Origin of the sequence: endosymbiont of Riftia pachyptila (vent Ph05) (assembly GCF_000224455.1) — a bacterium.
Classification (GTDB): domain Bacteria; phylum Pseudomonadota; class Gammaproteobacteria; order Chromatiales; family Chromatiaceae; genus Endoriftia; species Endoriftia persephonae.
In genome coordinates, this window is record NZ_AFOC01000036.1 from 1 (window position 1) to 23,506 (window position 23,506).

The 23,506-nt window shown below is 59.4% G+C and carries 21 protein-coding genes and 2 pseudogenes; 16 read left to right on the forward strand and 7 right to left on the reverse strand.

Annotated elements, in window-relative coordinates; genetic code table 11:
* Nucleotides 1-314: 314 nt before the first annotated feature.
* Together RIFP1SYM_RS07220 and RIFP1SYM_RS07225 are read left to right on the forward strand one after the other, a co-directional pair.
* Complete coding sequence (locus tag RIFP1SYM_RS07220) at nucleotides 315-2,948, forward strand: thrombospondin type 3 repeat-containing protein (protein WP_005961311.1); 2,634 nt, start codon at nucleotides 315-317, stop codon at nucleotides 2,946-2,948.
* 26 nt (nucleotides 2,949-2,974) lie between these two features.
* Nucleotides 2,975-3,736, forward strand: coding sequence for a transcriptional regulator (locus tag RIFP1SYM_RS07225; protein WP_240992050.1), 762 nt, complete (start codon nucleotides 2,975-2,977; stop codon nucleotides 3,734-3,736).
* A gap of 160 nt (nucleotides 3,737-3,896) precedes the next feature.
* On the opposite strand, the pseudogene RIFP1SYM_RS07230 reads toward RIFP1SYM_RS07225, so the two are convergent.
* Nucleotides 3,897-5,616, reverse strand: a pseudogene (locus tag RIFP1SYM_RS07230) (proline--tRNA ligase).
* A 101-nt stretch (nucleotides 5,617-5,717) separates the two neighbouring features.
* On the reverse strand, nucleotides 5,718-6,431 hold the full coding sequence (locus RIFP1SYM_RS07235) for a c-type cytochrome (protein ID WP_006474287.1): 714 nt from the start codon (nucleotides 6,429-6,431) through the stop codon (nucleotides 5,718-5,720).
* 206 nt (nucleotides 6,432-6,637) lie between these two features.
* On the opposite strand from RIFP1SYM_RS07235, the gene RIFP1SYM_RS07240 reads away from it, so the two are divergent.
* Nucleotides 6,638-7,042: a globin gene (locus RIFP1SYM_RS07240; protein ID WP_139042092.1), complete on the forward strand. Its 405-nt coding sequence runs from the start codon at nucleotides 6,638-6,640 to the stop codon at nucleotides 7,040-7,042.
* A 4-nt stretch (nucleotides 7,043-7,046) separates the two neighbouring features.
* On the opposite strand, the pseudogene RIFP1SYM_RS07245 reads toward RIFP1SYM_RS07240, so the two are convergent.
* Together RIFP1SYM_RS07245 and RIFP1SYM_RS07250 are read right to left on the reverse strand one after the other, a co-directional pair.
* A pseudogene (locus tag RIFP1SYM_RS07245) lies at nucleotides 7,047-7,396 on the reverse strand (phenylpyruvate tautomerase MIF-related protein).
* 18 nt (nucleotides 7,397-7,414) lie between these two features.
* Nucleotides 7,415-7,876, reverse strand: coding sequence for a DUF4124 domain-containing protein (locus RIFP1SYM_RS07250; RefSeq protein WP_006474284.1), 462 nt, complete (start codon nucleotides 7,874-7,876; stop codon nucleotides 7,415-7,417).
* A gap of 190 nt (nucleotides 7,877-8,066) precedes the next feature.
* Between RIFP1SYM_RS07250 and RIFP1SYM_RS07255 the strand changes: the two genes are divergently transcribed.
* The 6 genes from RIFP1SYM_RS07255 (at nucleotide 8,067) to RIFP1SYM_RS07280 (ending at nucleotide 15,770) form a co-directional block, all read left to right on the forward strand.
* On the forward strand, nucleotides 8,067-9,788 hold the full coding sequence (locus RIFP1SYM_RS07255) for an acetolactate synthase 3 large subunit (RefSeq protein ID WP_005961319.1): 1,722 nt from the start codon (nucleotides 8,067-8,069) through the stop codon (nucleotides 9,786-9,788).
* Entirely contained in the window at nucleotides 9,788-10,279 is a 492-nt protein-coding gene (ilvN, locus tag RIFP1SYM_RS07260; protein ID WP_005961320.1) for an acetolactate synthase small subunit, read from the forward strand. The genes RIFP1SYM_RS07255 and ilvN overlap by 1 nt, the downstream gene beginning before the upstream one ends.
* A gap of 123 nt (nucleotides 10,280-10,402) precedes the next feature.
* Nucleotides 10,403-11,413, forward strand: a complete 1,011-nt coding sequence (gene ilvC / locus RIFP1SYM_RS07265; protein ID WP_039959980.1) for a ketol-acid reductoisomerase — start codon at nucleotides 10,403-10,405, stop codon at nucleotides 11,411-11,413.
* Nucleotides 11,414-11,703: 290 nt separating this feature from the next.
* Complete coding sequence (locus RIFP1SYM_RS07270) at nucleotides 11,704-13,368, forward strand: thiamine pyrophosphate-binding protein (protein ID WP_005961322.1); 1,665 nt, start codon at nucleotides 11,704-11,706, stop codon at nucleotides 13,366-13,368.
* A gap of 18 nt (nucleotides 13,369-13,386) precedes the next feature.
* Nucleotides 13,387-15,243, forward strand: a complete 1,857-nt coding sequence (locus RIFP1SYM_RS07275) for a hypothetical protein (protein ID WP_005961323.1) — start codon at nucleotides 13,387-13,389, stop codon at nucleotides 15,241-15,243.
* A complete protein-coding gene (locus RIFP1SYM_RS07280; RefSeq protein WP_005961324.1) occupies nucleotides 15,240-15,770 on the forward strand; it encodes a hypothetical protein in 531 nt (176 codons plus the stop codon). The genes RIFP1SYM_RS07275 and RIFP1SYM_RS07280 overlap by 4 nt, the downstream gene beginning before the upstream one ends.
* A gap of 7 nt (nucleotides 15,771-15,777) precedes the next feature.
* Here RIFP1SYM_RS07280 and RIFP1SYM_RS07285 read toward each other — a convergent pair whose 3' ends face one another.
* The 3 genes from RIFP1SYM_RS07285 to RIFP1SYM_RS07295 are packed head-to-tail and all read right to left on the reverse strand — an operon-like array spanning nucleotide 15,778 to nucleotide 17,718.
* On the reverse strand, nucleotides 15,778-16,539 hold the full coding sequence (locus tag RIFP1SYM_RS07285) for a class I SAM-dependent methyltransferase (protein WP_005961325.1): 762 nt from the start codon (nucleotides 16,537-16,539) through the stop codon (nucleotides 15,778-15,780).
* A gap of 5 nt (nucleotides 16,540-16,544) precedes the next feature.
* The gene (locus tag RIFP1SYM_RS07290) at nucleotides 16,545-16,838 is read right to left on the reverse strand and encodes a c-type heme family protein (protein ID WP_006474281.1); all 294 of its coding nucleotides are present in this window, start codon (nucleotides 16,836-16,838) and stop codon (nucleotides 16,545-16,547) included.
* Nucleotides 16,839-16,890: 52 nt separating this feature from the next.
* On the reverse strand, nucleotides 16,891-17,718 hold the full coding sequence (locus RIFP1SYM_RS07295; protein WP_240992051.1) for a GGDEF domain-containing protein: 828 nt from the start codon (nucleotides 17,716-17,718) through the stop codon (nucleotides 16,891-16,893).
* 196 nt (nucleotides 17,719-17,914) lie between these two features.
* Here RIFP1SYM_RS07295 and RIFP1SYM_RS17415 point away from each other — a divergent pair, with 196 nt between their 5' ends.
* The 7 genes from RIFP1SYM_RS17415 to RIFP1SYM_RS07330 all read left to right on the forward strand — a co-directional run bounded on the left by RIFP1SYM_RS17415 (nucleotide 17,915) and on the right by RIFP1SYM_RS07330 (nucleotide 23,225).
* Entirely contained in the window at nucleotides 17,915-18,253 is a 339-nt protein-coding gene (locus RIFP1SYM_RS17415) for a response regulator (RefSeq protein ID WP_005961328.1), read from the forward strand.
* Between the two features lie 3 nt (nucleotides 18,254-18,256).
* Nucleotides 18,257-18,364 (forward strand): response regulator, encoded by a 108-nt coding sequence (locus tag RIFP1SYM_RS19000; RefSeq protein WP_138921785.1) that lies wholly within the window; start codon nucleotides 18,257-18,259, stop codon nucleotides 18,362-18,364.
* Nucleotides 18,365-18,675: 311 nt separating this feature from the next.
* Nucleotides 18,676-19,533: a PhnD/SsuA/transferrin family substrate-binding protein gene (locus RIFP1SYM_RS07310; protein WP_005961330.1), complete on the forward strand. Its 858-nt coding sequence runs from the start codon at nucleotides 18,676-18,678 to the stop codon at nucleotides 19,531-19,533.
* A complete protein-coding gene (locus tag RIFP1SYM_RS07315) occupies nucleotides 19,499-20,338 on the forward strand; it encodes a hypothetical protein (RefSeq protein WP_139042093.1) in 840 nt (279 codons plus the stop codon). The genes RIFP1SYM_RS07310 and RIFP1SYM_RS07315 overlap by 35 nt, the downstream gene beginning before the upstream one ends.
* Nucleotides 20,272-21,462, forward strand: coding sequence for an ATP-binding protein (locus RIFP1SYM_RS07320; RefSeq protein ID WP_005961332.1), 1,191 nt, complete (start codon nucleotides 20,272-20,274; stop codon nucleotides 21,460-21,462). The genes RIFP1SYM_RS07315 and RIFP1SYM_RS07320 overlap by 67 nt, the downstream gene beginning before the upstream one ends.
* Before the next feature lie 31 nt (nucleotides 21,463-21,493).
* The gene (locus RIFP1SYM_RS07325; RefSeq protein ID WP_240992053.1) at nucleotides 21,494-22,315 is read left to right on the forward strand and encodes a response regulator; all 822 of its coding nucleotides are present in this window, start codon (nucleotides 21,494-21,496) and stop codon (nucleotides 22,313-22,315) included.
* Complete coding sequence (locus RIFP1SYM_RS07330; protein ID WP_005961334.1) at nucleotides 22,296-23,225, forward strand: GGDEF domain-containing protein; 930 nt, start codon at nucleotides 22,296-22,298, stop codon at nucleotides 23,223-23,225. The genes RIFP1SYM_RS07325 and RIFP1SYM_RS07330 overlap by 20 nt, the downstream gene beginning before the upstream one ends.
* Nucleotides 23,226-23,506 lie beyond the last annotated feature (281 nt).

Genomic DNA, 23,506 nt, shown 5'->3' on the forward strand with positions numbered 1-23,506 from the left:
CCGTAAAGGTGTCCGTTGAATGATTGTCTGACCTTGCAGGAAAGGCCAGTTATCCGGCCTTAGCCAATGTCGATCGACAGCCTTTCCCTATTGCTCTCTGCCTGGAGCCCCTCTAAAAAATCAATCTCCTGCACGCATTTATTTCCCCTGTTTGCAATTTAGTGCGCCTGTATAGCTACAAAGCGTGCGCTCTTCACCTTTTTAGTCATTCCTGTTGAGCCGGTCTGCGGATTTGATCAAATATCTGGCACTCCTGCTTCTATGGCAGGTGAGCAGGGTGTCTCTTTATTAGCAACAAACAACAAGGAATCCGCATGAGATCGCACTCTCCCGGCAATCAGAATCGCCCCAAATTCCGTGTCTCCGTGCTGGCCGTTGCAGTTGCGGCCACCTTGGCCGGCTGCGAGCTTGGTGGTATCGACGATGTGGGCAGCAGCTCCGGCACAGGCAGCGACAGTGCACGGAGTATTGGTGGTGGTGGCGTTAAAGGGCCGCTGGCTGATGCAGTGGTTAAGGTCTACCAGGTCGATTACAGCGCCGCCGGCTTCAAGGGGGCGCTGCTGGCTACCGGCAGCACCGATGCGGCTGCGGCGATCCAGGGGCTGAGCTTGCCGGTCCCGCTCAATCCGCCCTATGTCATGGAGTTCACCAGCGACGCTAACACCACCGATATCACTACCGGTGCCGCGCCGGTGATTTCCACCATGCGTACCGTGATCACCCAGGCGTTGCTCGACAGCGGTGAGCAGATCTACGCCACCCCGTTGACCACCATGGCCACCGATCTGGCGATCAAAAATGCCGACAGCGCTGCGCCCTATAGCGGTAATGGCGACGGTGCAGTGACGCAGGCGGAGTTTCTCGCTGCGCTGCCGGTGGCCGCCTCCCAGGTGACCTCTACACTCGGTTTTGGTGTCGATAGCAGCATCGACATTTTCGAGACTCCGCCGCTGATCAACGACACCACGGATAGTGCCGAAGAGCAGCGTGCCACCGCCACCTATCGCACCGCGGTGGAGGCGTTGACCGCGGTGGTCTACGAGATGGAGCAGCATTCCACCGGCAACTCCAATGCGGTGTTGAGTGAGCTGGCCAATGACCTGGCGGATGGCGCCATCGACGGCAGCGTCGACGGTAATCCCAGCAGTGTCATTGAAAATTCAGCCCTCGACGTGCTGGACCAGGATCCCGCCTCGCTGCCGATCCCAGGTGACCCGCAGAACCGTACCGTGGGTGATGTAGAGCAGGTGCTGACCGATGAGAAGAACACCACTGGCTCCACTACCAATACCGATGATCTGAGCAATGGCGCCATCGCCGTCACCCCGGAGCCGGCGCAGACCGATCCCGATCTGGATAACGACGGCACCCTGAATGCAGACGATGCCTTCCCCACCGACCCGGCAGAACAGATCGACACCGATGGCGATGGTGTTGGCAACAATGCCGACGGTGATGATGATAACGATGGCGTTTCCGACGCCAGCGACGCCTTCCCGCTTGACCCGAATGAGTCTCTCGACCGTGACGGTGACGGCATCGGTAATAACGCCGATGACGATGATGATGGGGACGGTGTGTTGGATGTGGACGATGACTTCCCGCTCAATCCCGACGCCTCTAGTGCCAGCGACGCGGACGGCGATGGCTGGCCGGCAGGACAAGATCCCGACGACCAGGATGCCGCCAACCCGGGCAGCCCGTTTGTCGACACTGACGGTGATGGCATCGGCAACGACACCGATGCGGATGACGACAATGATGGCGTACAGGATAGCAGTGACGCCTTCCCGACCGATGCTGCCGAGCATACCGATACCGATGGCGACGGCATCGGTAACAATGCCGACACGGACGATGACGGTGACGGCACCGCGGACAGCGCCGATCCCTTCCCGCTGGATGCCTCAGAGCACCGTGACACCGACGGCGACGGCATCGGTGACTCTCGCGATAGCGATGACGACAACGACGGCATCAGCGATAGCCAGGAGATCGCCAATGGCACCGACCCGCTGAAGCGGGACAGCGACGGCGATGGCCGCTTCGACGGCTCAGACGCCTTCCCCATGGATGCCAGTGAAGACACCGACAGTGACGGTGACGGCATCGGCAACAACGCCGACAGCGATGACGACGGGGACTCAGTGAGTGACGCCGATGAGCGCAGCAACGGCACCAAGCCGCTGGTGGCCGATACCGATGGGGATGGGGTTGATGACGGCCATGACGCCTTCGCCCTCGACCCCGCTGAGTCGGTGGATACGGATGGCGATGGCATCGGCAACAATGCCGACACGGATGATGATGATGACGGCACCGATGACGTCCACGACGCCTTTCCCCTTGATCCCGGCGAGAGCCTCGATACCGATGGCGACAGCATCGGCAACAACGCCGATAGCGATGACGACGGCGACGGCTTCGCAGATGCCAACGACGCCTTCCCGCTCGATGCCGGTGAACACCTCGATACCGATGGTGACGGCATCGGTGACAACGCCGACAGCGATGATGATGGCGACGGCCTGAGTGATAGCGCCGAGAGCAGCGCCGGGACCAATCCGTTATTGAGCGATAGCGATGGTGATGGGGCAGATGACGGAGCTGACGCCTTCCCTCTGGATGGTACCGAGAGCCTGGATACCGACGGCGACGGCATTGGCAACAATGCCGACACGGATGATGATGGTGACGGCACCGATGACGCCCACGACGCCTTTCCCCTCGATGCGGGAGAGACCAGGGACACCGATGGTGACGGGATCGGCGATAACGCCGACAGCGACGATGACGGTGATGGCGTCGATGACGCGCATGACAACTGTCCGTTGCACGCCAACTCGGATCAAGAGGATGGCGACGGCGATGGTGAGGGCAACATCTGCGATGGCGGCCCGGCAACCTGGGGCGGTTTCAACTGGAACGACGGAAGCACATGGCAATGAGAATGATGAAACTTGAGGACAAAACAATGGCAAGAAAAATCAGACTGGCAGCACTTTCTCTGGCCATGAGTGGGATGCTGGCAACCTCGGCAATCGCCTCTGAGGTGACGATTCCGAACACCTTTAGCGCCGGTTCTCCCGCCGTGGCGAGCGAGGTGAATGCCAACTTCAGCGCGGTGAAGACAGCGGTGGATGACAACAACCGCCGCGCCGACGAGCTGGAGGCGCTGGCGAATAAGCTTGATAGTGACATGACAGCGGCGCTCACGGAGGCCAACAACCGCCTCAGCGCACTGGAGTCCCAGCTCGCCCAGATGGTGGGTGGCAGTGGCGCTGCCCTGACCCAAGCGAGCCTGACCGGTGTCTATAAATTTATCTATATGGATGTCGAGATGATCGGCAATCTGGATAACTACTCGGAACAGGGCGCCTCGATTGGCAAGGGCGATATCACCTTCGACGGAGCGGGTGGCTTCACCGTGGTCGATACCAGTGACAAACATGTCTCACAGGGGGTGAGGGCGGGCACCGATCCGCTCAACAGCGGCATCATGTTCACTACCACACAGACCGTGGACAGCACTCTGGAGAGCGCTTCTGGCACCTATACAGTCAGCCCGGACGGCAAGGTGACCCTGACCTTCGCCGACGACGGCTCACAGCTGGACATCCACATGGCGCCTGGGTTGATCATGGGGACCGGCGGTATGGCTGAGACGGAGAGTCTGAATGGCGGTGGCGACCGCACCGCAGGCTCACTGGTGGTGGTGGTGAAGAAGTCGAACTGACTGCGACTTCAAAATTGAGTGACAGACCCCGGCGCCAGGCCGGGGTCTGTCGTTTTATTAACCCGTAATGAAATGATTCATAGGGCCGGCCCTTCGCCGCCGTCTTTGACCGCTCGAAAGAAAAGATATGTCGGGCGCGGCCCGCTCTATCGAAGTGAGATCAGGCCAACTGCTGCCGGATGTGGGCGACGATCCCATCCAGCGGGATGAAGCTGTTCTCGCTATCGTTGCGGCCGCGATACTCCACCTTGCCCTGATCCAGCGAACGCTCGCCGATCACCACCCGGTGTGGGATGCCGATCAGTTCCATGTCGGCAAACATGAAGCCAGGGCGCACGTCGCGGTCGTCCAGCAGCACCTCAATGCCGAGGGCCTGCAGCTCGGTGTAGAGTTGCTCCACCGCCTCGCGCACCCGCGCTGACTTGTGCAGTTTCATCGGGCAGATCGCCACCTGGAAGGGGGCAATGGAGGCGGGCCAGCTGATGCCGTGCTCGTCGTGGTGTTGCTCGATGGTAGCGGCCACCACCCGTGATACGCCGATGCCGTAGCAGCCCATGGTCATCACCACTGCCTTGCCGTTCTCATCGAGTACAGTGGCGTTGAGCGCCTGGCTGTACTTCTGGCCGAGCTGGAAGATGTGGCCGACCTCGATGCCGCGGGCGATGGTGAGTCTGCCCTTGCCGTCGGGGCTCGGATCACCCTCGCGCACATTGCGCAGATCGGCGATCTGCTCCGGCTCCGGTAGGTCGCGGCCCCAGTTGATGCCGAAGTAGTGTTTGCCGTCGATGTTGGCGCCGGCGCTGAAGTCGGCCATCTGCGCCACCGTGCGGTCGACGATGCAGGGGATCGGCAGCTTGACCGGGCCGAGGGAGCCGGTGCCAGCGCCGATCGCGGCGCGGATCTGCTCCTCGCTGGCCATCTCCAGAGGGCTGGCCACCTGTGGCAGCTTCTCCGCCTTGAGTTCGTTCAGCTCGTGGTCGCCGCGCACCAGTAGCGCCACCAGCTCCGCCTCGTCCTCCTCGTCGGCAACCACGATCAGGGTTTTAACGGTCTGCTCAATCGGCTGCTCGAACTGTTCCACCAGCTCCTGGATGGTCCTGGCGTTGGGGGTGTCGACCAGCTCCATCTGTTTCGAGGGGGCGGGGCGATTGCCGGCGGGGGCGATGGCCTCGGCCAGCTCCACGTTGGCGGCGTAGTCCGACTCGGTGGAGAAGGCGATGGCGTCCTCGCCGGAGTCGGCCAGCACATGGAACTCGTGGGAGGCGTTGCCGCCGATCGAGCCAGTGTCTGCCGCCACCGGGCGGAAGTCGAGGCCGCAGCGGCTGAAGATGCGCGAGTAGGTCAGGTACATGCGTTCGTAGGTCTTGCTGCAGCGAGGCCTGATCGGCGTGGAAGGAGTAGGCATCCTTCATCAGGAACTCGCGGGCGCGCATTATGCCGAAGCGGGGGCGGATCTCGTCGCGGAACTTGCTCTGGATCTGGTAGTAGTTGACCGGCAGCTGCTTGTAAGAGCGTAGCTCGTTGCGCGCCAGGTCGGTGATGATTTCCTCGTGGGTTGGGCCGAAGCAGAACTCACGCTGGTGGCGGTCCTTGAGGCGCAGCAGCTCCGGGCCGTACTGCTCCCAACGGCCCGACTCCTGCCACAGCTCGGCGGGCTGCACCGCCGGCATCAGCAGCTCCAGTGCACCGGCGCGGTCCATCTCCTCGCGCACGATGGCCTCAACCTTACGCAGCACCCGCAGCCCTAGCGGCAGCCAGGTATAGAGACCGGCGGCGAGTTTGCGGATCATGCCGGCGCGCAGCATCAGCTTATGGCTGGCGGTCTCGGCGTCAGCGGGGGTTTCCTTGACGGTCTGCAGCGGGAACTCGGAGGTGCGCATGGGATGATGATCCTGTGGTGGGCCTATGGTGAAAAGGCGGGATTCTAGCCTGAGCGGCGCGGAGGGTCACCTGTTTGCATGCGCGGGGCGTGGCTGGTAGGTCATTCCAGGTTGGCAAGATAGCTAGCGACCGCTTCGATCTCTTGCGGGGTGCGCAGCTGCTTGGCGCGGGCGGTCATCCAGGGGTTGCTGCGCCGTCCACTCAGGTTCTGGAACTCTTTTAGGATTTTGATGATGTATTCCGGTCGCTGCCCGGCCAGGTGAGCGTAGCCGCTCTCACCGCGGCCATCCGCACCGTGACACTCGACACAGAAGCGGTGGTAGAGCTGTTTTCCTTGCTCCATCAGTTCGCTGCGTCCGCCGCCTGTTGGAATCATCTGTTGCTGAGAATAGTAGAGCGCGAGTTTGATCTTGTCCTCCTGGGAGAAGCTTTTGGCCAGCCCGCCCATGAAAAAGTCGTAGCGGCGGCCGTCGCCGAAGCGCTGGAACTGGTCGACCAGATAGATCGGGTTCTGGCCGGCGAGACTGGGCACCCCTTCGCGTACTGCGTTGCCATCCTCGCCGTGACAGTGTTTGCAGAGCACTGCGCGGTGCCGTGCCTCTCGCATCAGCTTGTCCCGTCGCTTGGCGTCGGTGTTGAGCTGGGTGATGCGCTCTGCCAGTTCACGTCTTACTTTGAGATCCTGGGTTTTCATCGCGTGCTGCCAAGCTGGCATCGCTGTGGCGCTGGTTTGGTGGGGCTTGGTGTCGGCGGCAAACAGGCTGGATGTGTTGGCGCACAGGGCGAGGGCGGTCAAGAGTAGAAAGCTGCGCATATTCAGCGTCCCTGAAAAAAATATGGTTATCCTCCCGTACAGGATTCTGCGCCATGCCTTGGTTGAAAGCAAAATAGGGCGAGGTGCCGGGCGGCAGGCCCAGACGTGACCGGCTTCGTTCCGGCGTGGTGCGCGCATGCCTATACTCGGATGGAGTGGGCGGCACAGCTTCTGCCGTCGAGATCCATCGCAGTGAGATGAGAGAGATGAGCAACCAAGCCGAGTGTGATCTGGCGCTGTTTCAGGCGAGTCTGCAGCGGGCAACCGGTGATCCGGCTTTCTACGATCTGTTCTACCAACGTTTTATCGAAAGCTCACCGAATATCGCACGGGTGTTTCAGAATCGTGACATGGTACAGCTGAAGAAGAAGCTGGCAATCACCCTGGAAATGGTGGCGGATACCGCTGAGGGTAAGCCCGGTCTGATGATGTATCTGGAGATGCTGGGCAAGATCCATCAGCGGCTGGAGATCAAGCGGGCCTATTTCAATGGCTGGCGTGATGCGCTGCTGGAAACGGTGGCTGAGACCGATCCGGACCTCGATGAGGCGACCCGCCAAGCGTGGCGTCAGGTCATCGACGATGTAACCACGCGCATGCTGCAGGGGTGATCGCTCAGCGTTCGAAGGTGGCGCCGTTCCACCCCCATAGATGGCGCTGGGCGTCGGCAAACTCGATATAGATCCGTTCGGCGCTGATCCCCAGTCGATCGGCGATCAGGTGACAGAGGGCATCGGAGACTCCTGGGTGCGCTCGCCGGGCAGGCCGATGCTCTTCAGTTCTAGGTAGGCGAGGGGGGCGTCGCTGCCGGCGAACAGCATCTCGGGATTCTGCTCCAGGGAGACCATGACAAAACGCTCCGGCTTGCCGAGCAGTGCAGCGACTTCGGCAGAGGCCTTGCGTAGCAGCGACTTACGTTGGTCTGGCTCGATCGGTTGGTTGGTCTGGATCTTCAGCAGTGGCATCTCTCTCCTCCCTTGACCCTATCGACCACAGTTTTCATTGATCTGCTGCTGTGCGGTTGCGATGCGTGCCTGGCGCTCCTCCTCGGTGAGGCGCAGGTATTGGCCATCGGCGGTGCGCAGTCTGCGACCACCCAGTGATTGGAGGGTCGCCAGATTGTGGCGTGCACTCTGACACCTCTGTTGTTTCAGCGTCTTCTGCTGATCCGCCTGCTGCTGGGTCTGTTTCTGCAGCAGACGATCCTCTTGTCGGTCCTCCAGCTGCTGGCGCAGGGCGTTGAGGCGCGCTCTCCCGGTTGGCTTGCCGGCGCTCGTTTCCCCTTGATATCTGTGGTTGATGATTGTGGCCTCGCCTTGGGGGGGCGGGCTCTGCGAGTAGACGGTGACGCCGTTTTCATCGACCCAGCGGTAGCTGGTCTCCGCCTGTAGGAGAGGGCTGATGAGCAGCAGTAGGGCGGCTGCGGTAGGGGTTGGTGTCTGCATGATCGATGCGGGGTCTGTCTGATGATTTGCTCTATTATGCGTCACTGCTGCTGATTCTCAAGCAGGGATCGGAAGCGTAGTGACGGTGGTCGCGTGTGCTCTTCTTGACCTATTCGTGCAGTATTAGTAGTTTGTGCCGTTTTGATATCGTTCTGCCCGGCGTGCCGGGGTATGTCTGGAGGTCACTGACGTGGAACTGAGTGGTGCCGAGATCGTCGTTCAAGCGCTGAAAGACGAGGGCGTCGAGCATGTCTTCGGTTATCCGGGAGGAGCCGTACTGCATATCTATGATGCCATCTTCCAACAGGATGCGGTGAAACACATCCTGGTGCGCCATGAGCAGGGCGCCACCCATGCGGCGGATGGCTATGCCCGCTCGACTGGCAAGCCCGGGGTGGCGCTGGTCACCTCTGGTCCGGGGGCGACCAATGCGGTTACCGGCATTGCCACCGCCTATATGGATTCGATCCCGATGGTGGTGCTGACCGGCCAGGTGCCGACCCCGGTGATCGGCAGCGACGCCTTCCAGGAGGTCGACACAGTCGGCATCACCCGTCCCTGCGTCAAACATAATTTTCTGGTGAAGCGCCTCGATGATCTGGCCGAGACCATAAAGAAGGCATTTTATATTGCCACCACTGGCCGACCCGGCCCGGTGGTGGTCGATATCCCTAAGGATATTACCGATCCGGGCATCAAGATCCCCTACAACTATCCAAAGAAGATCAAGATGCGCTCCTACAATCCGGTGGCCAAGGGTCACCTGGGGCAGATCAAAAAGGCGGTCAACATCATACTCGCTGCGGAGCGGCCGGTCTTCTACACGGGTGGCGGCGTCGTGCTGGGGAATGCCTCCAAGGAACTGACCGAGCTAGTCGATGAACTCGACTATCCGATCACCAACACCCTAATGGGCCTCGGCGCCTATCCGGGCAGTGACCGCCACTTCCTCGGCATGCTCGGCATGCACGGTACCTACGAGGCCAATATGGCGATGCACGAGACCGATGTGCTGATCGCCGTGGGGGCCCGCTTCGATGACCGGGTGACCGGCCATGTGCAGCAGTTCTGCCCGAACGCGACGATCATCCATATCGATATTGACCCGGCATCGATCTCGAAGAACGTGCGGGTCGATGTCCCCATCGTCGGGCCGGTGCAGCAGGTGCTGAAGGATATGCTGAAGGTGCTCAAAGGGCACAATAAGCGTCCCGACAGCGAGGCGCTGACCCGTTGGTGGGAGCAGATCGAGCGCTGGCGGAGCATGCACTGCCTCAAGTTCGAGCAGAAGGACGACGGGCCGATCAAACCCCAGTTCGCCGTCGAGACCCTGCACAGGATCACCGGGGGCGATGCCTTCGTCTGTTCCGACGTGGGCCAGCATCAGATGTTTGCCGCCCAGTTCTACAGCTTCGACAAGCCACGGCGCTGGATCAACTCCGGCGGCCTCGGCACCATGGGCTTCGGCCTGCCGGCGGCGATGGGTGTACAGCTGGCCCACCCTGGCAGAGAGGTGGCGCTGGTGACCGGCGAGGCGAGCATCCAGATGTGTATCCAGGAGTTGGCTACCTGCACGCAGCACGCCTTGCCGCTCAAGATCATGCTGCTCAACAACGGTTATATGGGCATGGTGCGTCAGTGGCAGGAGTTCTTCTACGACAGCCGCTACTCCCACTCCTATGTAGAGGCGCTGCCCGACTTCATCAAGCTGGCGGAGTCCTACGGCCATGTCGGCATGCGCATCGAAAAGCCCGGTGACCTGGAGGGCGCAATGAAGGAGGCCTTCGCGATGAAGGATCGGTTGGTCTTCATGGACGTGGTGATCGACCCGGCGGAGAACGTCTATCCGATGATCGCGGCGGGCAAGGGCCACCACGAGATGTACCTGTCACCGGAGAGCGAGCTGGTCTGATGCGACACATTATCTCGATACTGATAGAAAACGAATCCGGCGCCCTCTCCCGGGTGGCCGGCCTGTTCAGCGCCCGTGGCTACAACATCGAGTCGCTCACGGTGGCGCCGACCCATGACCCGAGCCTGTCGCGCATGACTCTGGTGACCCGTGGCAGCGATGAGATCATCGAGCAGATCACCAAACAGCTGAACAAGCTGGTGGAGGTGGTCAAGCTGCTGGATCTCTCCGAAGGCGAGCATCTGGAGCGCGAGATGATGATGATCAAGCTGCGCGCCGAACGGGGCCAGCGTGAGGAGATCAAGCGTCTGGTGGATATCTTTCGCGGCAAGATTATCGACGTCACCGAGAGCAGCTACATCGTCGAGATGACTGGCCAGGCGGATAAGCTCGATGCCTTTATCAATGCGGTGGATGAAGATCTGGTGGTCGAGGTGGTGCGTACCGGCCCCTCCGGTATCGCACGCGGAGACAAGGGGCTGGGTCTCTGAGGCTCTGCTGGGCCAATGATTAATTATGAATTTTGAATGATGAGTTGAGTGGTGCTCGAAGCGCACTCACCCCTGATTCAAGATTAAGAATTCAAAATTTTTCCGAAGGAAAACAACATGGCTATCAACGTTTATTACGATAAAGATTGCGATCTCTCCATCATCAAGGGCAAGACGGTCGCGATCATCGGTTACGGCTCCCAGGGCCACGCCCATGCCAATAATCTGAAAGACTCCGGCATCAATGTCATCGTCGGCCTACGCGAGGGTTCCCCCTCGGTGATCAAGGCGGAGAACTCCGGCCTGACCGTCAAGCCGGTGGCCGAAGCGGTGGCGGCGGCCGATCTGGTAATGATCCTCACCCCGGATGAGTTCCAGTCTGCCCTCTACCGCGACGAGATCGCCCCTAACCTCAAGCAGGGCGCGGCCCTTGCCTTCGCCCACGGCTTTGCCATCCACTACAATCAGATCGTGCCGCGCGAGGATCTTGACGTGGTCATGATCGCCCCCAAGGCCCCCGGCCACACCGTGCGTAGCGAGTACGAAAAGGGCGGCGGCATCCCCGATCTGATCGCCGTCTTCCAGGACGCCACCGGCAGCGCCAAGGCGACCGCCCTCTCCTACGCCTCCGCCATCGGCGGTGGCCGCACCGGCATCATCGAGACCACCTTCAAGGACGAGACCGAGACCGACCTGTTCGGCGAGCAGGCTGTGCTCTGTGGCGGTGCGGTGGAGCTGGTCAAGGCCGGCTTCGAGACCCTTACCGAGGCGGGTTACGCCCCGGAGATGGCCTACTTCGAGTGCCTCCACGAGCTGAAGCTGATCGTCGATCTGATGTACGAGGGCGGCATCGCCAACATGAACTACTCGATCTCCAACAATGCGGAGTACGGCGAATATGTGACCGGCCCCAAGGTGATCAACGAGGAGAGCAAGAAGGCGATGCGCGAGGCGCTGCACAACATCCAGACCGGTGAGTACGCCAAGCAGTTCATCCTTGAAGGCCAGACCAACTATCCTTCGATGACCGCCTACCGCCGTCTCAATGCCGCCCACCCGATCGAGCAGACCGGTGAGAAGCTGCGGGCTATGATGCCGTGGATCAAGAAGATCGTGGACAAGTCGAAGAACTGATCCACGCCTTCGCAACGCCCAAAAGCAGCTGGCTGAACAGCCCTGTCCTGTCCGGTGCCTACGACCCTGAACCCATGCCTCACGCGACGCCACGGAGGGCGTCATGGGTGGCAGGGAGGCAATCCTCAACACGGACTTCGATCGTTCGATAACCTCCTCGCACCTTCTGCACCACCCCGCCGCAAATCCGGGTTTGGAGTGGACGCGGTTGCGGTTAAACTTAGCTACCTTGCGGCCCGGGAGGGGCATAGCAATCGGGTTTCCTGCGCATACCGGAACCATTCATCGGCATGAAGATAAAAGTCAGTGAACTCATCGTCAGGTACCTGGAGCGTCTGGGCATCAAGCACATCTTTGGTATACCCGGGGCACATATCCTGCCGGTGTACGATGCCCTCTACGCTGCCGATATCGAGACCATACTGACCAAGCATGAGCAGGGCGCGGCCTTCATGGCGGCTGGCTACACGCGAGCCTCGGGGCGGATCGGTGCCTGTATCTCCACTGCCGGGCCAGGTGCCACCAACCTGATTACCGGGGTCGCCAGCGCCTATGCCGACAAGCAGCCGATGCTGGTCATCACCGGTGAGACCTCGACCCATATCTACGGCAAGGGTGGTCTCCAGGAAAGTTCTGGCGAGGGTGGCAGCATTGACCAGGTGATGCTGTTCAAGGGCATCACCCGCTACAATAAGATCATCGAGCGCACCGACTATCTGCCTCAGGTGCTGACCCAGATCACCAAGATCCTGCTGGCCCCGAACTCCGGCCCGGTGTTGCTGAGCCTGCCCTTCAATGTGCAGCAGGAACTGGTCGACGCGTCGATCCTCGACGGTATCAAGACCGAACGCCATACCCATGCCATCCGCGGCAACAGCAATGCGATCGACGCTCTGGCGGAGATGATCGTGCAGGCGCAGCGCCCGGTGATCCTGGCCGGCTTTGGCTGTATCCGCTCCGGGGCGCAGCAGGTCCTGGCGCGTCTCAGCGAGACGCTGAACATCCCGGTCGCCACCAGCCTGAAGGCCAAGGGGGTAATCGACGAACGCGCGCCGCTGTCGCTGGGCAGCCTCGGCGTTACCTCCAGTGGTGAAGCCCACGAGTATATTGTCGAGCGCGCCGATTTGATCCTGGTGCTGGGAGCCGGCTTCAACGAACGCACCAGCTACGTCTGGGAGCCCAGCCTGCTGCAGAGCAGACGGGTGCTGCAGATCGACAACGACCAGGAACAATTGGAAAAGGTGTTCGATGCCGACATCGCCTTCTGCGGCGATATCCGCGAGACCCTCGACGGCATCCTCGGCTATCTCGAGCGTCACGGCATCGAGCATTCCTCCGCCAGCGGGCCGCAGGCGGAGATCGCTGAACTCAAGGCCAGTGGCGGCGCGAAGCGCATCCTGCAAACGGGCTTCGAGCTGGTCGAGGCGTTCTTCGCGCAGCTGGAGCGCCATTTTCCGCGGGATGCGGTGGTCTTCGACGACAACATTATCTATGCGCAAAACCTCTTCCATGTCGCTGCGGGCAACCACTACCACCCCAACTCGGGTATCTCCTCGCTGGGGCACGCGGTGCCGGCGGCGATCGGCGCACACTTCGCCCTCGAACTGCCGACCTTCGCGGTGCTTGGTGACGGTGGTTTCCAAATGTGCGCGATGGAGCTGATGACCGCGGTCAACTACCGCAAGCAGCTGAATGTTGTGGTGTTCAACAATTCCAGCATGGGGTTGATCCGTAAGAACCAAGTCCAACAGTACGACGGGCGCCTGATCAGCTGTGACTTCGTCAATCCCGACTACGCTTACCTGGCCAAGGCCTTCGGCATCGCATACTACAAGGTCGCGCGCGAGGCGGATCTGGAGAGCTTGTTTGCGCAGGCTGACCTGCACAACGGGATCAACCTGATCGAGATCCTGATCGACAAGAATGCCTTTCCCAACTATCGCTCGCGGCGCTGAGGCAAGGCTGCTCCGCGCATGTCTGTAGCCGATTCATCCCTGCTCAGCCAACTGTTCGAGCGCTTTGCTATAGAGCCCTCCACGGAGGCCTTGCGTAGCGCCTGGCTGGCCAAGCCGCACGGCTCCGCTGCGGACAGGGTCTATCGCGATGCCTTGGAGTGGCTGGAAAGAAAGCTCTGGAGCGGGGGCGTGCAGCCCGAGTTGCTGGCGCTCTACCAGGCGCTGTTCCGCGAGTTCGAGCAACAGCGCGATGCCGACTCGGACGACCGCCGTCACCACTTTGTAGTGGTGATCCCGGTTGCCGACCGCCCCGAACACCTGCGCAGTTGCCTGGCCAGCCTGCTTAAGCTGTGCCAGCTCTACCGTTACGGTAGCTACCGGGATGGCCGTTTTACCCACGTTAGCGTGCTGCTCGCCGACGACAGCGAGCAGCACGCCAACCAGCGTAGCCATCGCGAGATCGCGGCCGACTTCACTGCCCGGGGCCTGACCACTGAGTACTTTGGTGCCGACGCCCAGCGTGAGCTATTCGCTCGCCTGCCGGTGAGTAGTCGCAGCGCCTTGCAGCGTATGCTCGGCAGCGGCGAACCGTTGCATCACAAGGGTGCCTCGATCACCCGCAACCTCGCCTATCTCCACCTCGCCAGCCGCTTGCCAGCGCAGCCCAGGCAGCTCTTCTACTGTATCGACAGCGACCAGGAGTTCCGGGTGCGGATCGATACTGCGCAAGGCGAGCGCAACCTCTACGCGCTCAACTACCTGCATCAGCTCGACCGCATCTTCACCACAACGGACGCACAGGTGCTGACTGGCAAGGTGGTTGGTGATCCGCCAGTATCGCCGGCGGTGATGGCCGGTAACTTTCTCGAAGACGTGTTGGGTTTTCTGTTGCGAATGGCACAGCTGGATGTCTCGCAGGCCTGCCAGTTCCACCAACCCAATGGCGATAAGGTTAGTGATGCCTCCTACCATGACATGGCCGATCTGTTCGGCTTCAAGTCTGAGGTGGCGAGGTACGACTACCACTGTACCCTGGACGGAGCGCATGACCATGCGGCCTGCTTCGCCGACTTCGCGGTGCGCCTGAACCGCTTCTTCGACGGTGAGCACCCAACCCGACATAGCTATTACGAGCCTGCGGAGCTGCACGCCGGGATCCAGTCGGCGCGCACCATCTACACCGGTAACTACATCTTTCGCCCCTCCGCTTTGCGCTTCGGTATTCCGTTTGCCAGCCTCAAGCTGCGCATGGCCGGCCCGGTGATGGGACGCTTAATCAAGGCCGAGATCGGCCCCGGCTTTGTCTCGGTCAACCTGCCGATGCTGCACAAGCGTACCGTCGCAGGACTGGGCCAGTCGGAGTTCCGCCCCGGCATCGAGCACGGCAATGACCGCATCGATCTGTGCGGCGAGTTTGAACGCCAGTTCTTTGGCGACGTGATGCTGTTCACCGTTGAACAGCTCACTGCCCAGGGCTACCCGGCTAGGTCGCTCTCGAACGCCACGATCGAACAGAGCCTGATCACTACAGAAGGGCGCATGTTTGAGCTCTACAGCGCCAAGCAGGTGCAGATTCTGAACAAACTGGAACGGCTGGAGAGTCTGTTCGCCGACCCAGCGCAGTGGTGGCAGGCGCACCCCGAGCTGGTCGATGCGCGTGCCGATTTCGCACGCTTCATCGCCAATATGCAGCACAATTTTGGGGGCGGCGCCTGCGGCTATTCCAGCATCGCCGAGCCGGCCAAGCGTGAGCGTCGCCACGCCCAGATGCTGAGCGCGTTGTGTGATCTGGCCGCTGACCAGGATAGCTGGCAGCGCGTGCTGGAGAGTCTCAGCCCGACTGGCGCCATGCAAGCGGAGCGGACGGCCAGGTGAACGTCTTTGTTCTCAACAGCGGGCGCTGTGGCTCGACCACCTTCATTCAGGCCTGTCGGTATATCGACAATTTCAGCGCCGCGCACGAATCGCGGATTCAACTGCTCGGCCCACAGCGCCTTGCCTACCCCGAGCAGCACATCGAGGCCGACAACCGCCTGGCCTGGTTCCTCGGGCGGCTCGAGCGCGCCTACGGCACCGGCGCCTTCTACGTGCACCTGCAGCGCGATCCTGCCGCCACCGCAGCCAGCTTCGCCAAACGTAGTGAGTTCGGCATCATGCAGGCCTACCGTGAAGGCATCCTGCTTGGCGCTCAGTCGGATCAGACCAGCCAAGCGCTGGCCGAGGACTACCTCGACACCATCGAGGCCAACATCGCGCTGTTTTTGCGCGACAAGCCACAGCAGATGGTATTTCGCCTCGAGAATGCCAAGGCTGATTTCACGGAGTTCTGGGACCGTATCGGTGCTAGCGGTGAGCTAAGCGCTGCCCTAGAGGAGTGGCAGGTGCAGTACAACGCCTCTTAAGTGTTGATCAACGCCCCTTATGCACCACCAATCGTGCGCAACCGCGCTCGGTATCGAGATAGTCACACTCCAGGTCGGGGTAGAGCGTCTGCCACATTGACACGATTTCCCGCTCGTCAGGCCGTGCCGCATCATCGAGGAACACCACACAACCATCCGCCAAACGGTCATACAACAGGGGCAGGGCCGGAAAACGAGAATGTTGCTGGATGAACCCCGGTGGACCGTCGATTACCAGCATATCCACTTCTCCAACCGGGATCTTGTCGGGCGCATACCAGGCAAAGCGCTTCCCCTCCAGTTCGACCTCCTGCAGCGGTGCATCGATCACCGTTCCCTGTTCAGCCAATCCATATCGTTGCAGATGCGAGCGTGTCCTGGCCGCGTAGGTTGCACCGTTCTCCAGGCTGTAGAGGCGCCCAGCGCCATTCATCGAACAGCATCGAGCCAACATCAGTGTGGTAACCCCGCTGCTGCACTCAAACACCAGCCTCGGCCGCTGCTCCAGGCAGTGTTCGACAATCAGTTCCAGAAAATCTGGGCTGGCCGACCAGCCTGGTGAATAGGGCAGGCCCTGGTGCAGATCGAGTCGATCGAGAAGCGACTGCTGGATCACCAGCTGGTCGAACTGCCCGGCAAGCTCAGAGCGCAACTCCGTTAGCTTTACAGCATCTGTCTGCGTGCGCAGATCACGTCCGAATAGATGCAGTCTCCAACCAATAAGAGCAAGCAGCAGCAGGTTCAACGCAAGCAGGATATTCGTCAGCATGTTGTTCAGGCTTGAGAAGTGGACGGAGCAGTAAAACCGCTTCGTCTGGTGAAAGCAAATCCCTTCCGCCTGCGATCGCTGAGCAGGGTGTGGGAGATGACGAGGCTGCGCAGGCTCTGTTCGGTGGCTTCTTTGTAAGGAGCCAGTGGCATCGAGATGCTGACCTCGCCACGGATATCGCCCACTTTGAAACCCAAGTGGCCGTGGCACCTCACACAACCCTCACGCATCACCATCTGGCGCATTAGTCGCAGAGAGTCGCTGCCATCCATCTTGGTGAACTCGACTACCCCAGTCACTCCCTCGCAGGTTAGGAAGCCCCGCAAATGATCAAGGATTAATGTCGTGGGGTCAGAAGAGTTCCTGCTTCGTTATATCGTGGTCGTCACCGTCTACCTGACTGATCTCCGAATAGCTGACCACCCTGTTGCGGCCATTCTCTTTGGCGTGGTAGAGCGCCCGGTCGGCTTGGTCGATCAGGTCAGTAGGCAGTAACTTGGAGCTGACCGCGGTAAAGCCGATACTGACGGTCACCTGCCCCACAGCAGGGAAGTTGTAGGAGGCAATGGTCTCGCGAAAACGTTCTGCCGCGGCCCTTGCGCCCACCTCGCCAGTGGTCTCTGTCATCAGCACGATAAATTCTTCACCGCCGAAGCGGAATAGGATGTCGGTATAGCGGAAAGTGCGCTCCATCAGTTGCGCAAATTGCAGTAATACCTCATCGCCGTAGAGGTGGCCGTAGGTATCGTTGATCCGTTTGAAGTGGTCGATGTCCAACACGGCCAGCCAGGCGCAGTTACTCCCTACCTCTGTCTGCATCTGGGCGATCTTCATCAGATGGTTTTCAAAGGTTTCCCGGTTCATTAGGCCGGTGAGTTTGTCACGCTCCTTGGCGTCAATAATCTGCGTTTGGTTGGTGTAGAGTTCAATGATCTGCAGCAGATCGACCCGCTGCCTAGGGGAGAATGATTCCCCCTCCACGGCGACCAGCCGGGCTGGGTTGATCCCGCTTTTGACCGGAAATACCAGCCGCACACCCTGAGCTTCCTGTTGCTTTACTTCGACCGGGCTATTGTCCAGCAGGCACTGGGTGAGTCCGCTCTCACTGCCGATGGAGAGGGCATCCCTCGACAGACCGTTGCAGAATTTCCTGACCACTGCGCCGCTTAGATCGGACATCTGGACCCTTAATGCGTTGCTTGGTGAAGACCTCATACACCGTGGCGTTTGTGACATAGGGGAGCCCCTGCAGGATCTGGATGACCTGGCTGCTGAGTGCATGGCCATCGCTCTGCCGCGTCAGAGCCAGTGCGGCATGAATGGCAAAGTGTTCAGAGTCCATGTGTTCTCCTTGTTATGGAAATAGTATCGTCCCATGCCGATAAATATTTACATTGATGTGCCGGTGAACTCCTCGTGGCCGTGGGGAGAGACGATGCCAATAAAAACAAAAGGTGGTTTGCAGCGTTGTCTCTTGTTCGTTTTGTCGCGTGTTGTGCTGGTATCCATCGGCAGTATTGCCGCTCAGGGCGCAGCATCCTGGTTTAGCCTCGATCTGGCTAATGCCGAGGCGCGGTCTCCTCCGCGCCAGATTGCCGACCTGTACTACGAAAAGATAGTGGTGGTGGAGGACAATATCACCACCTGGTTGGTGGCCCAGGGCATGCTGGTGAAGTTTGGCATTAACATGGATCTGACTGCCAACGGGGAATAGGCGATTACTGCCCTCGAGCAGCCTTCCTACGACCTGGTGTTCATGGATTGCCAGATGCCGGTGCTGGATGGGTATGACGCCATCCAGCGGATTCGTGATCGCAATCGCTGATTAAGGAGCCTCTGAACAAGTCATGCCATCCCGGTGATTGTCATGACTGCTAATGTAATGCAGGGGGACCGGGATAAGTGCATCGTCGTAAGCATGGACGATCATTGCCAAGTCGGTGGACTCAACGAAATTACGACGGGCACTGGAGCAGTGGCTGCCTGATCGTTGTCACCAGGCTGACAAATGGGGCGGCGACAAATTTAATGAGCATCGAGGCGTAGACGATTCTGAAGTTCTGATCAAATTTGACTTCGCCCCCCTGTGGACAAAACAATGCCGAAGGAAAGATTATTTTTACGTTGTAAAACAATATGAAAACCCCGATCACCACGACACTGCTACTGTTTACACTGATTACCGCCCCTGCTCATGCCGAGGTGAAGCTCAGCTTTGGTGTCTACACTTCCGACAAGCCCACCACCATGGTGAGGCAATTTCGGCCAGTGCTCAAGGCGCTGCAGGCCCGGCTCTCGGATAAACTGGGGGAGCCTGTGCGCATCAGAATACAGGTAGCAAAAAACTATGATCAGGGCATAGAGGATCTTGTTACAGGTAAGGTCGATTTTGCGAGGATGGGGCCGGCTTCCTACATCACCAGCAAGCAGCGGAATCCTGATCTTCAGCTGCTGGTGATGGAGAGTAAACAAGGAAGCAAAACTTTTTACGGCATCATCTGTGTCCATGAACAGAGCCCTATTAAAGAGATCGGCCACCTTAAGGGACGGAGTTTCGCGTTTGGCAGCCCACGTTCGACCATCGGTCGTTATTTGTCGCAACATCTTTTGTTGCAAAACGGTGTGTTTGCCCACGATCTGGCCAGCTATAAATACCTTGGTCGACACGACCGGGTCGGCGCAGCTGTTGGCGCCGGCCAGTTTGATGCCGGCGCGCTCAAGGAGAGTACATTCAAGAAGCTGAAGAAAAAGGGCACGCCAATTCGTCAGCTGGTCCGTTTTCCCAATGTCACCAAACCCTGGATCGCCAGCAGCACTTTGAACACACGAACAATCTCTGCACTAAAAGAGACCCTGCTTGAACTCAAAGACTCTGCGGCGCTAAAGGCACTCAAGAAATCGGGCTTCCTGCCCGCTGATGATAGTGACTACGCGCCGATCCGGGAGTCGATGCAGGATAATGAAGAGTTCTTTGGACAGTCGAAGCACAGCTGAAACTCCAGGATCGGATGCCATAAGTCATTCATCTCCTTCGCCAAGCAAGGGCTGGCCACTCTGGCTGCAGTTGGGTTTAGCCCTGTTGGCGGCACTACTGCTGATCAACCTGATTACTGCACCCCTGGCCCGCCATATGGTGAGCGATTTTCTCTTTAAGCAGGTGGATGAACAGAGCCGCAGCGCGTTTGCGCTGCTGAGCGCAACGGTTATCGATGCGGTGATCGCGGAGGATATTCCTTTGCTGGAGACAGTGATGGCACAGGCGCTTGAGCAGACGCCCAACATGTCCGAACTTTCTATTGAGAATGAACAGGGGGAACTGCTGGTTCAACGCTCGCGGAGCAGGGATGCTGGCAACGACAAAATACGCACCGATACCCATGCCATTGTGTTTGATGGCGAGCGGTTTGGCACAATCAATATTCAATGGAATATGGAACCGGTTCACCGCAAGATCAACCGTCATGTGGCCGAGGTTCAGCTCTTTATCTCGATGATGCTGGTTATCTTGACCGGGCTGATCGTCATCCTCATTCACTGGCTGGCCATTCGTCCGATGCGCCGTATCACCGACTCTTTGGCCGGATTGTCGGAAGCGCAACATCCTGTCCCGCTCCACCTCTCACGCTCCTCCAGCCGGGAGTTGCGGTTGATGGCGGCATCGGTGAATGATCTCGCCAATGTCATGCAGCAGCGAGATCAACGTGAGCGCGATCTGATTGACGCCGTGAGGCGTTGGAGGTCGCCTACGACGAGGCTCTTAGCGCCACCCGGGCCAAGAGTGAGTTTCTCGCCAACATGAGCCACGAGATCCGCACCCCGATGAACGGTGTGATCGGTATGACCAGTCTGCTGCTGGATAGTCCGCTCAGTGATGAGCAGCATGGGCGTGCCCTGATCGTCAAACGCAGTGCCGAATCCCTGCTCAGCCTCATCAACGACATCCTCGACTTCACCAAGATCGAGGCCGGCAGGCTCGACCTGGAGATCATCGACTTTGATCTGGGCGCCCTGATGGATGATTTTGCTGCAACCATGGCGTTCCGCGCTGAAGAGAAGGGGTTGGAGCTGGTCTGTCCGGCCAACCCGGTATTGCATCACTGGTACCAGGGTGATCCAGGGCGTATCCGCCAGATCTTGACCAACTTGGTGGGCAACGCCCTCAAGTTCACTGAACAGGGCGAGGTGTCGGTGCGCTACGACTTGATAGCAGAGGAGGGTGATCGAACCCTGCTGCGCTTCAGGGTTAGTGATACCGGCATCGGCCTGAGTGTTGAACAGCAGGAGCATCTGTTCGAACGTTTCACCCAGGCCGATGGTTCCACCACTCGTCAATACGGTGGTACTGGTCTGGGATTGTCGATCAGCAAACAGCTGGTGGAGTTGATGGGCGGCGAGATTGGGGTGGAGAGCAGCCTCGGTGAGGGCTCTACCTTCTTTTTTACTCTGGATCTGGCCAATGCTGAGGTGCAGACTCCGCCACGCAAGACCAGCGATCTGCGCAGTGAAAAGGTGTTGGTGGTGGACGATAATGCGACCAATCGCCAGTTGCTCGACGAGGTGCTCACTGTCTGGCAGGTTGAACATGACCTGGCGGCAAGTGGTCCGGCAGCGCTGCAGGCGCTCCATGATGCGGCGGGGCTAGATATGCCCTACACTATTGCTCTGCTCGACATGCAGATGCCCGGCATGGATGGAGCACAGCTGGGAGCCAGCATCCACAGCGATAAAAAACTGGCTGCCACCCGTACGGTTCTACTCACTTCCCAGGGTCGGCGTGGCGATGCCAAACAGATGCATGAGGCGGGTTTTTTCGGTTACCTCAGCAAGCCCATCAACCAGTCCGAACTCTACAACGCTCTGCTGCAGGTGGCCGGTATCACCGGCGACGACGAGCGGACTGATCACCCGTTACACCGCCCGTGAAATACAGCAGTTCAATGCCCGGGTATTGGTGGTGGAGGACAATGTCACCAACCAGGCAGTGGCCCAGGGCATGCTGGAAAAGTTCGGCGTCCACATCGACCTGGTCGCCAACGGGCAGGAGGCGATCACTGCCCTCGAACAGCTCCCCTACGATCTGGTTTTTATGGATTGCCAGATGCCGGTGATGGATGGTTATGACGCCACCCGCCGCATCCGTGATCCGCAATCATCGGTCAAAAATCACAATATCCCGGTGATCGCCATGACCGCCAACGCCATGCAGGGTGATCGAGACAAATGCATCGAGGCAGGTATGGACGACCACATCGCCAAGCCGGTGGACCCCAGAAAACTGCGCCGAGCGCTGGAACAGTGGTTGCCTGTCTGTTGCCAGCAGACCAACCCTGAAGGGGACGAAGGCAAATCTGATGAGTCTCGAAGCGCAGAAAATCCTGAAGTTTCGATCAACCATGATTCCGCTCCCTCACCCCAACACTCTGATGAACCCGTGTTTGACTACACCGACATGCGTAGCCGACTGGCGGATGATGACACCCTGGTCCGCACCGTGGCCGAGGCCTTTCTGGGAGATATGCCCGATCAGATTGAACAGCTCAAGGTCCTGGTCGCGGCTGATAATAAGGCGCAGTCCACCGCCCAGCTACACAAGATCAGAGGTGCAGCAGCCAACGTGGGCGGTATGGCGCTCAGCGCCCTGGCCCTGACGATGGAGCAGGCTGGCAAGGCCGCTGACCTGGAGGCTATCCGTGAGAGGCTGCCAGAGCTGGAAAATCGCTTCGTGCAACTCAAGGCAGCAATGAAGGAGCGGCTGTTTGAAACTACTAATCGCTGAGGATGACCTGACTTCACGTACCATGCTGGCGGCCGTGACCCGCAAATGGGGTTATGAGCCAATAGCCGTGGAAGATGGCGAGGCGGCTTGGCAGGTCATGCAGGAAGATGAAGCACCGAGACTGCTGCTGCTCGACTGGGAGATGCCGAAGCTGGATGGTCTGGCCCTGTGTCAACGAATTCGCCAGCAGCAGAGTAGCAATCCACCTTTTATCATTCTGCTGACCGCCCGCTGTGAGACCGGCGACATCGTTGCCGGGCTGGATGCCGGCGCTAATGACTATATCGCCAAACCCTTCGAAAATGCGGAGTTGCAGGCCCGCCTGCAAGTCGGCAGACGCATGCTGACACTTCAGCAGGAATTACTCGGGGCAAAAGATGCGCTGGCATTTCAAGCGACCCATGATGCCTTGACCGGACTGCTCAACCGCGGGGCTGTGATGCAGGTGCTGGAGAAGGAGATGGCGCGCGCCATACGCCTGTCACAACCCCTATGCATCGGCCTGTGCGATATCGATTACTTCAAGCGCATCAACGATGCTCACGGTCATCCCGCCGGTGACGCCGTGTTGCAGGAGGTGACCAAGCGCATCGTCGGTGCACTCAGGCCCTATGATCAGGTAGGCCGTTATGGCGGGGAGGAGTTTTTGATCCTGCTGAATGCGAAACAGGATCAGGCACAGAATCTGTTGGAACGTATTCGGCGGGCCATGGCCGATACTCCGATTGTTATTGAACAGGCCAAGCTGGAGGTGACGATCAGCTGCGGTGCGACTCTGTTTGTGCCACCAGAGGATAAGCGTGGGGGCGATGCGCTTCTCACCATTGCCGATGCCGCTCTGTACGAGTCAAAGGCGGCCGGACGCAATTGCACGGTATTTTCCCCGCCCCCATTCGCCGCCCACCCGTAATGCGTACTGACGCGTTTGCGAAATCAGGCGCGTCTTTTGCCCACACAAAGCTAATTCGAAAAACGCACAATCCTGCGGCTTATTTGATAGAAAAACAGCTGGAATTTCAGTGACTCTTTAGTATATTGGCGGGCTAAATTGTGACTATTGATAATCCAAATATTGGTCGGTCGCTGACTGCTACTGCAGGCTGGCAGCTCAAGGTGGTGCATGATGGCTTGTAAACAATATCGGATCATTAGGGTCTGGATGTCCTGACAGACAACAGAGCGGCAGAGCCT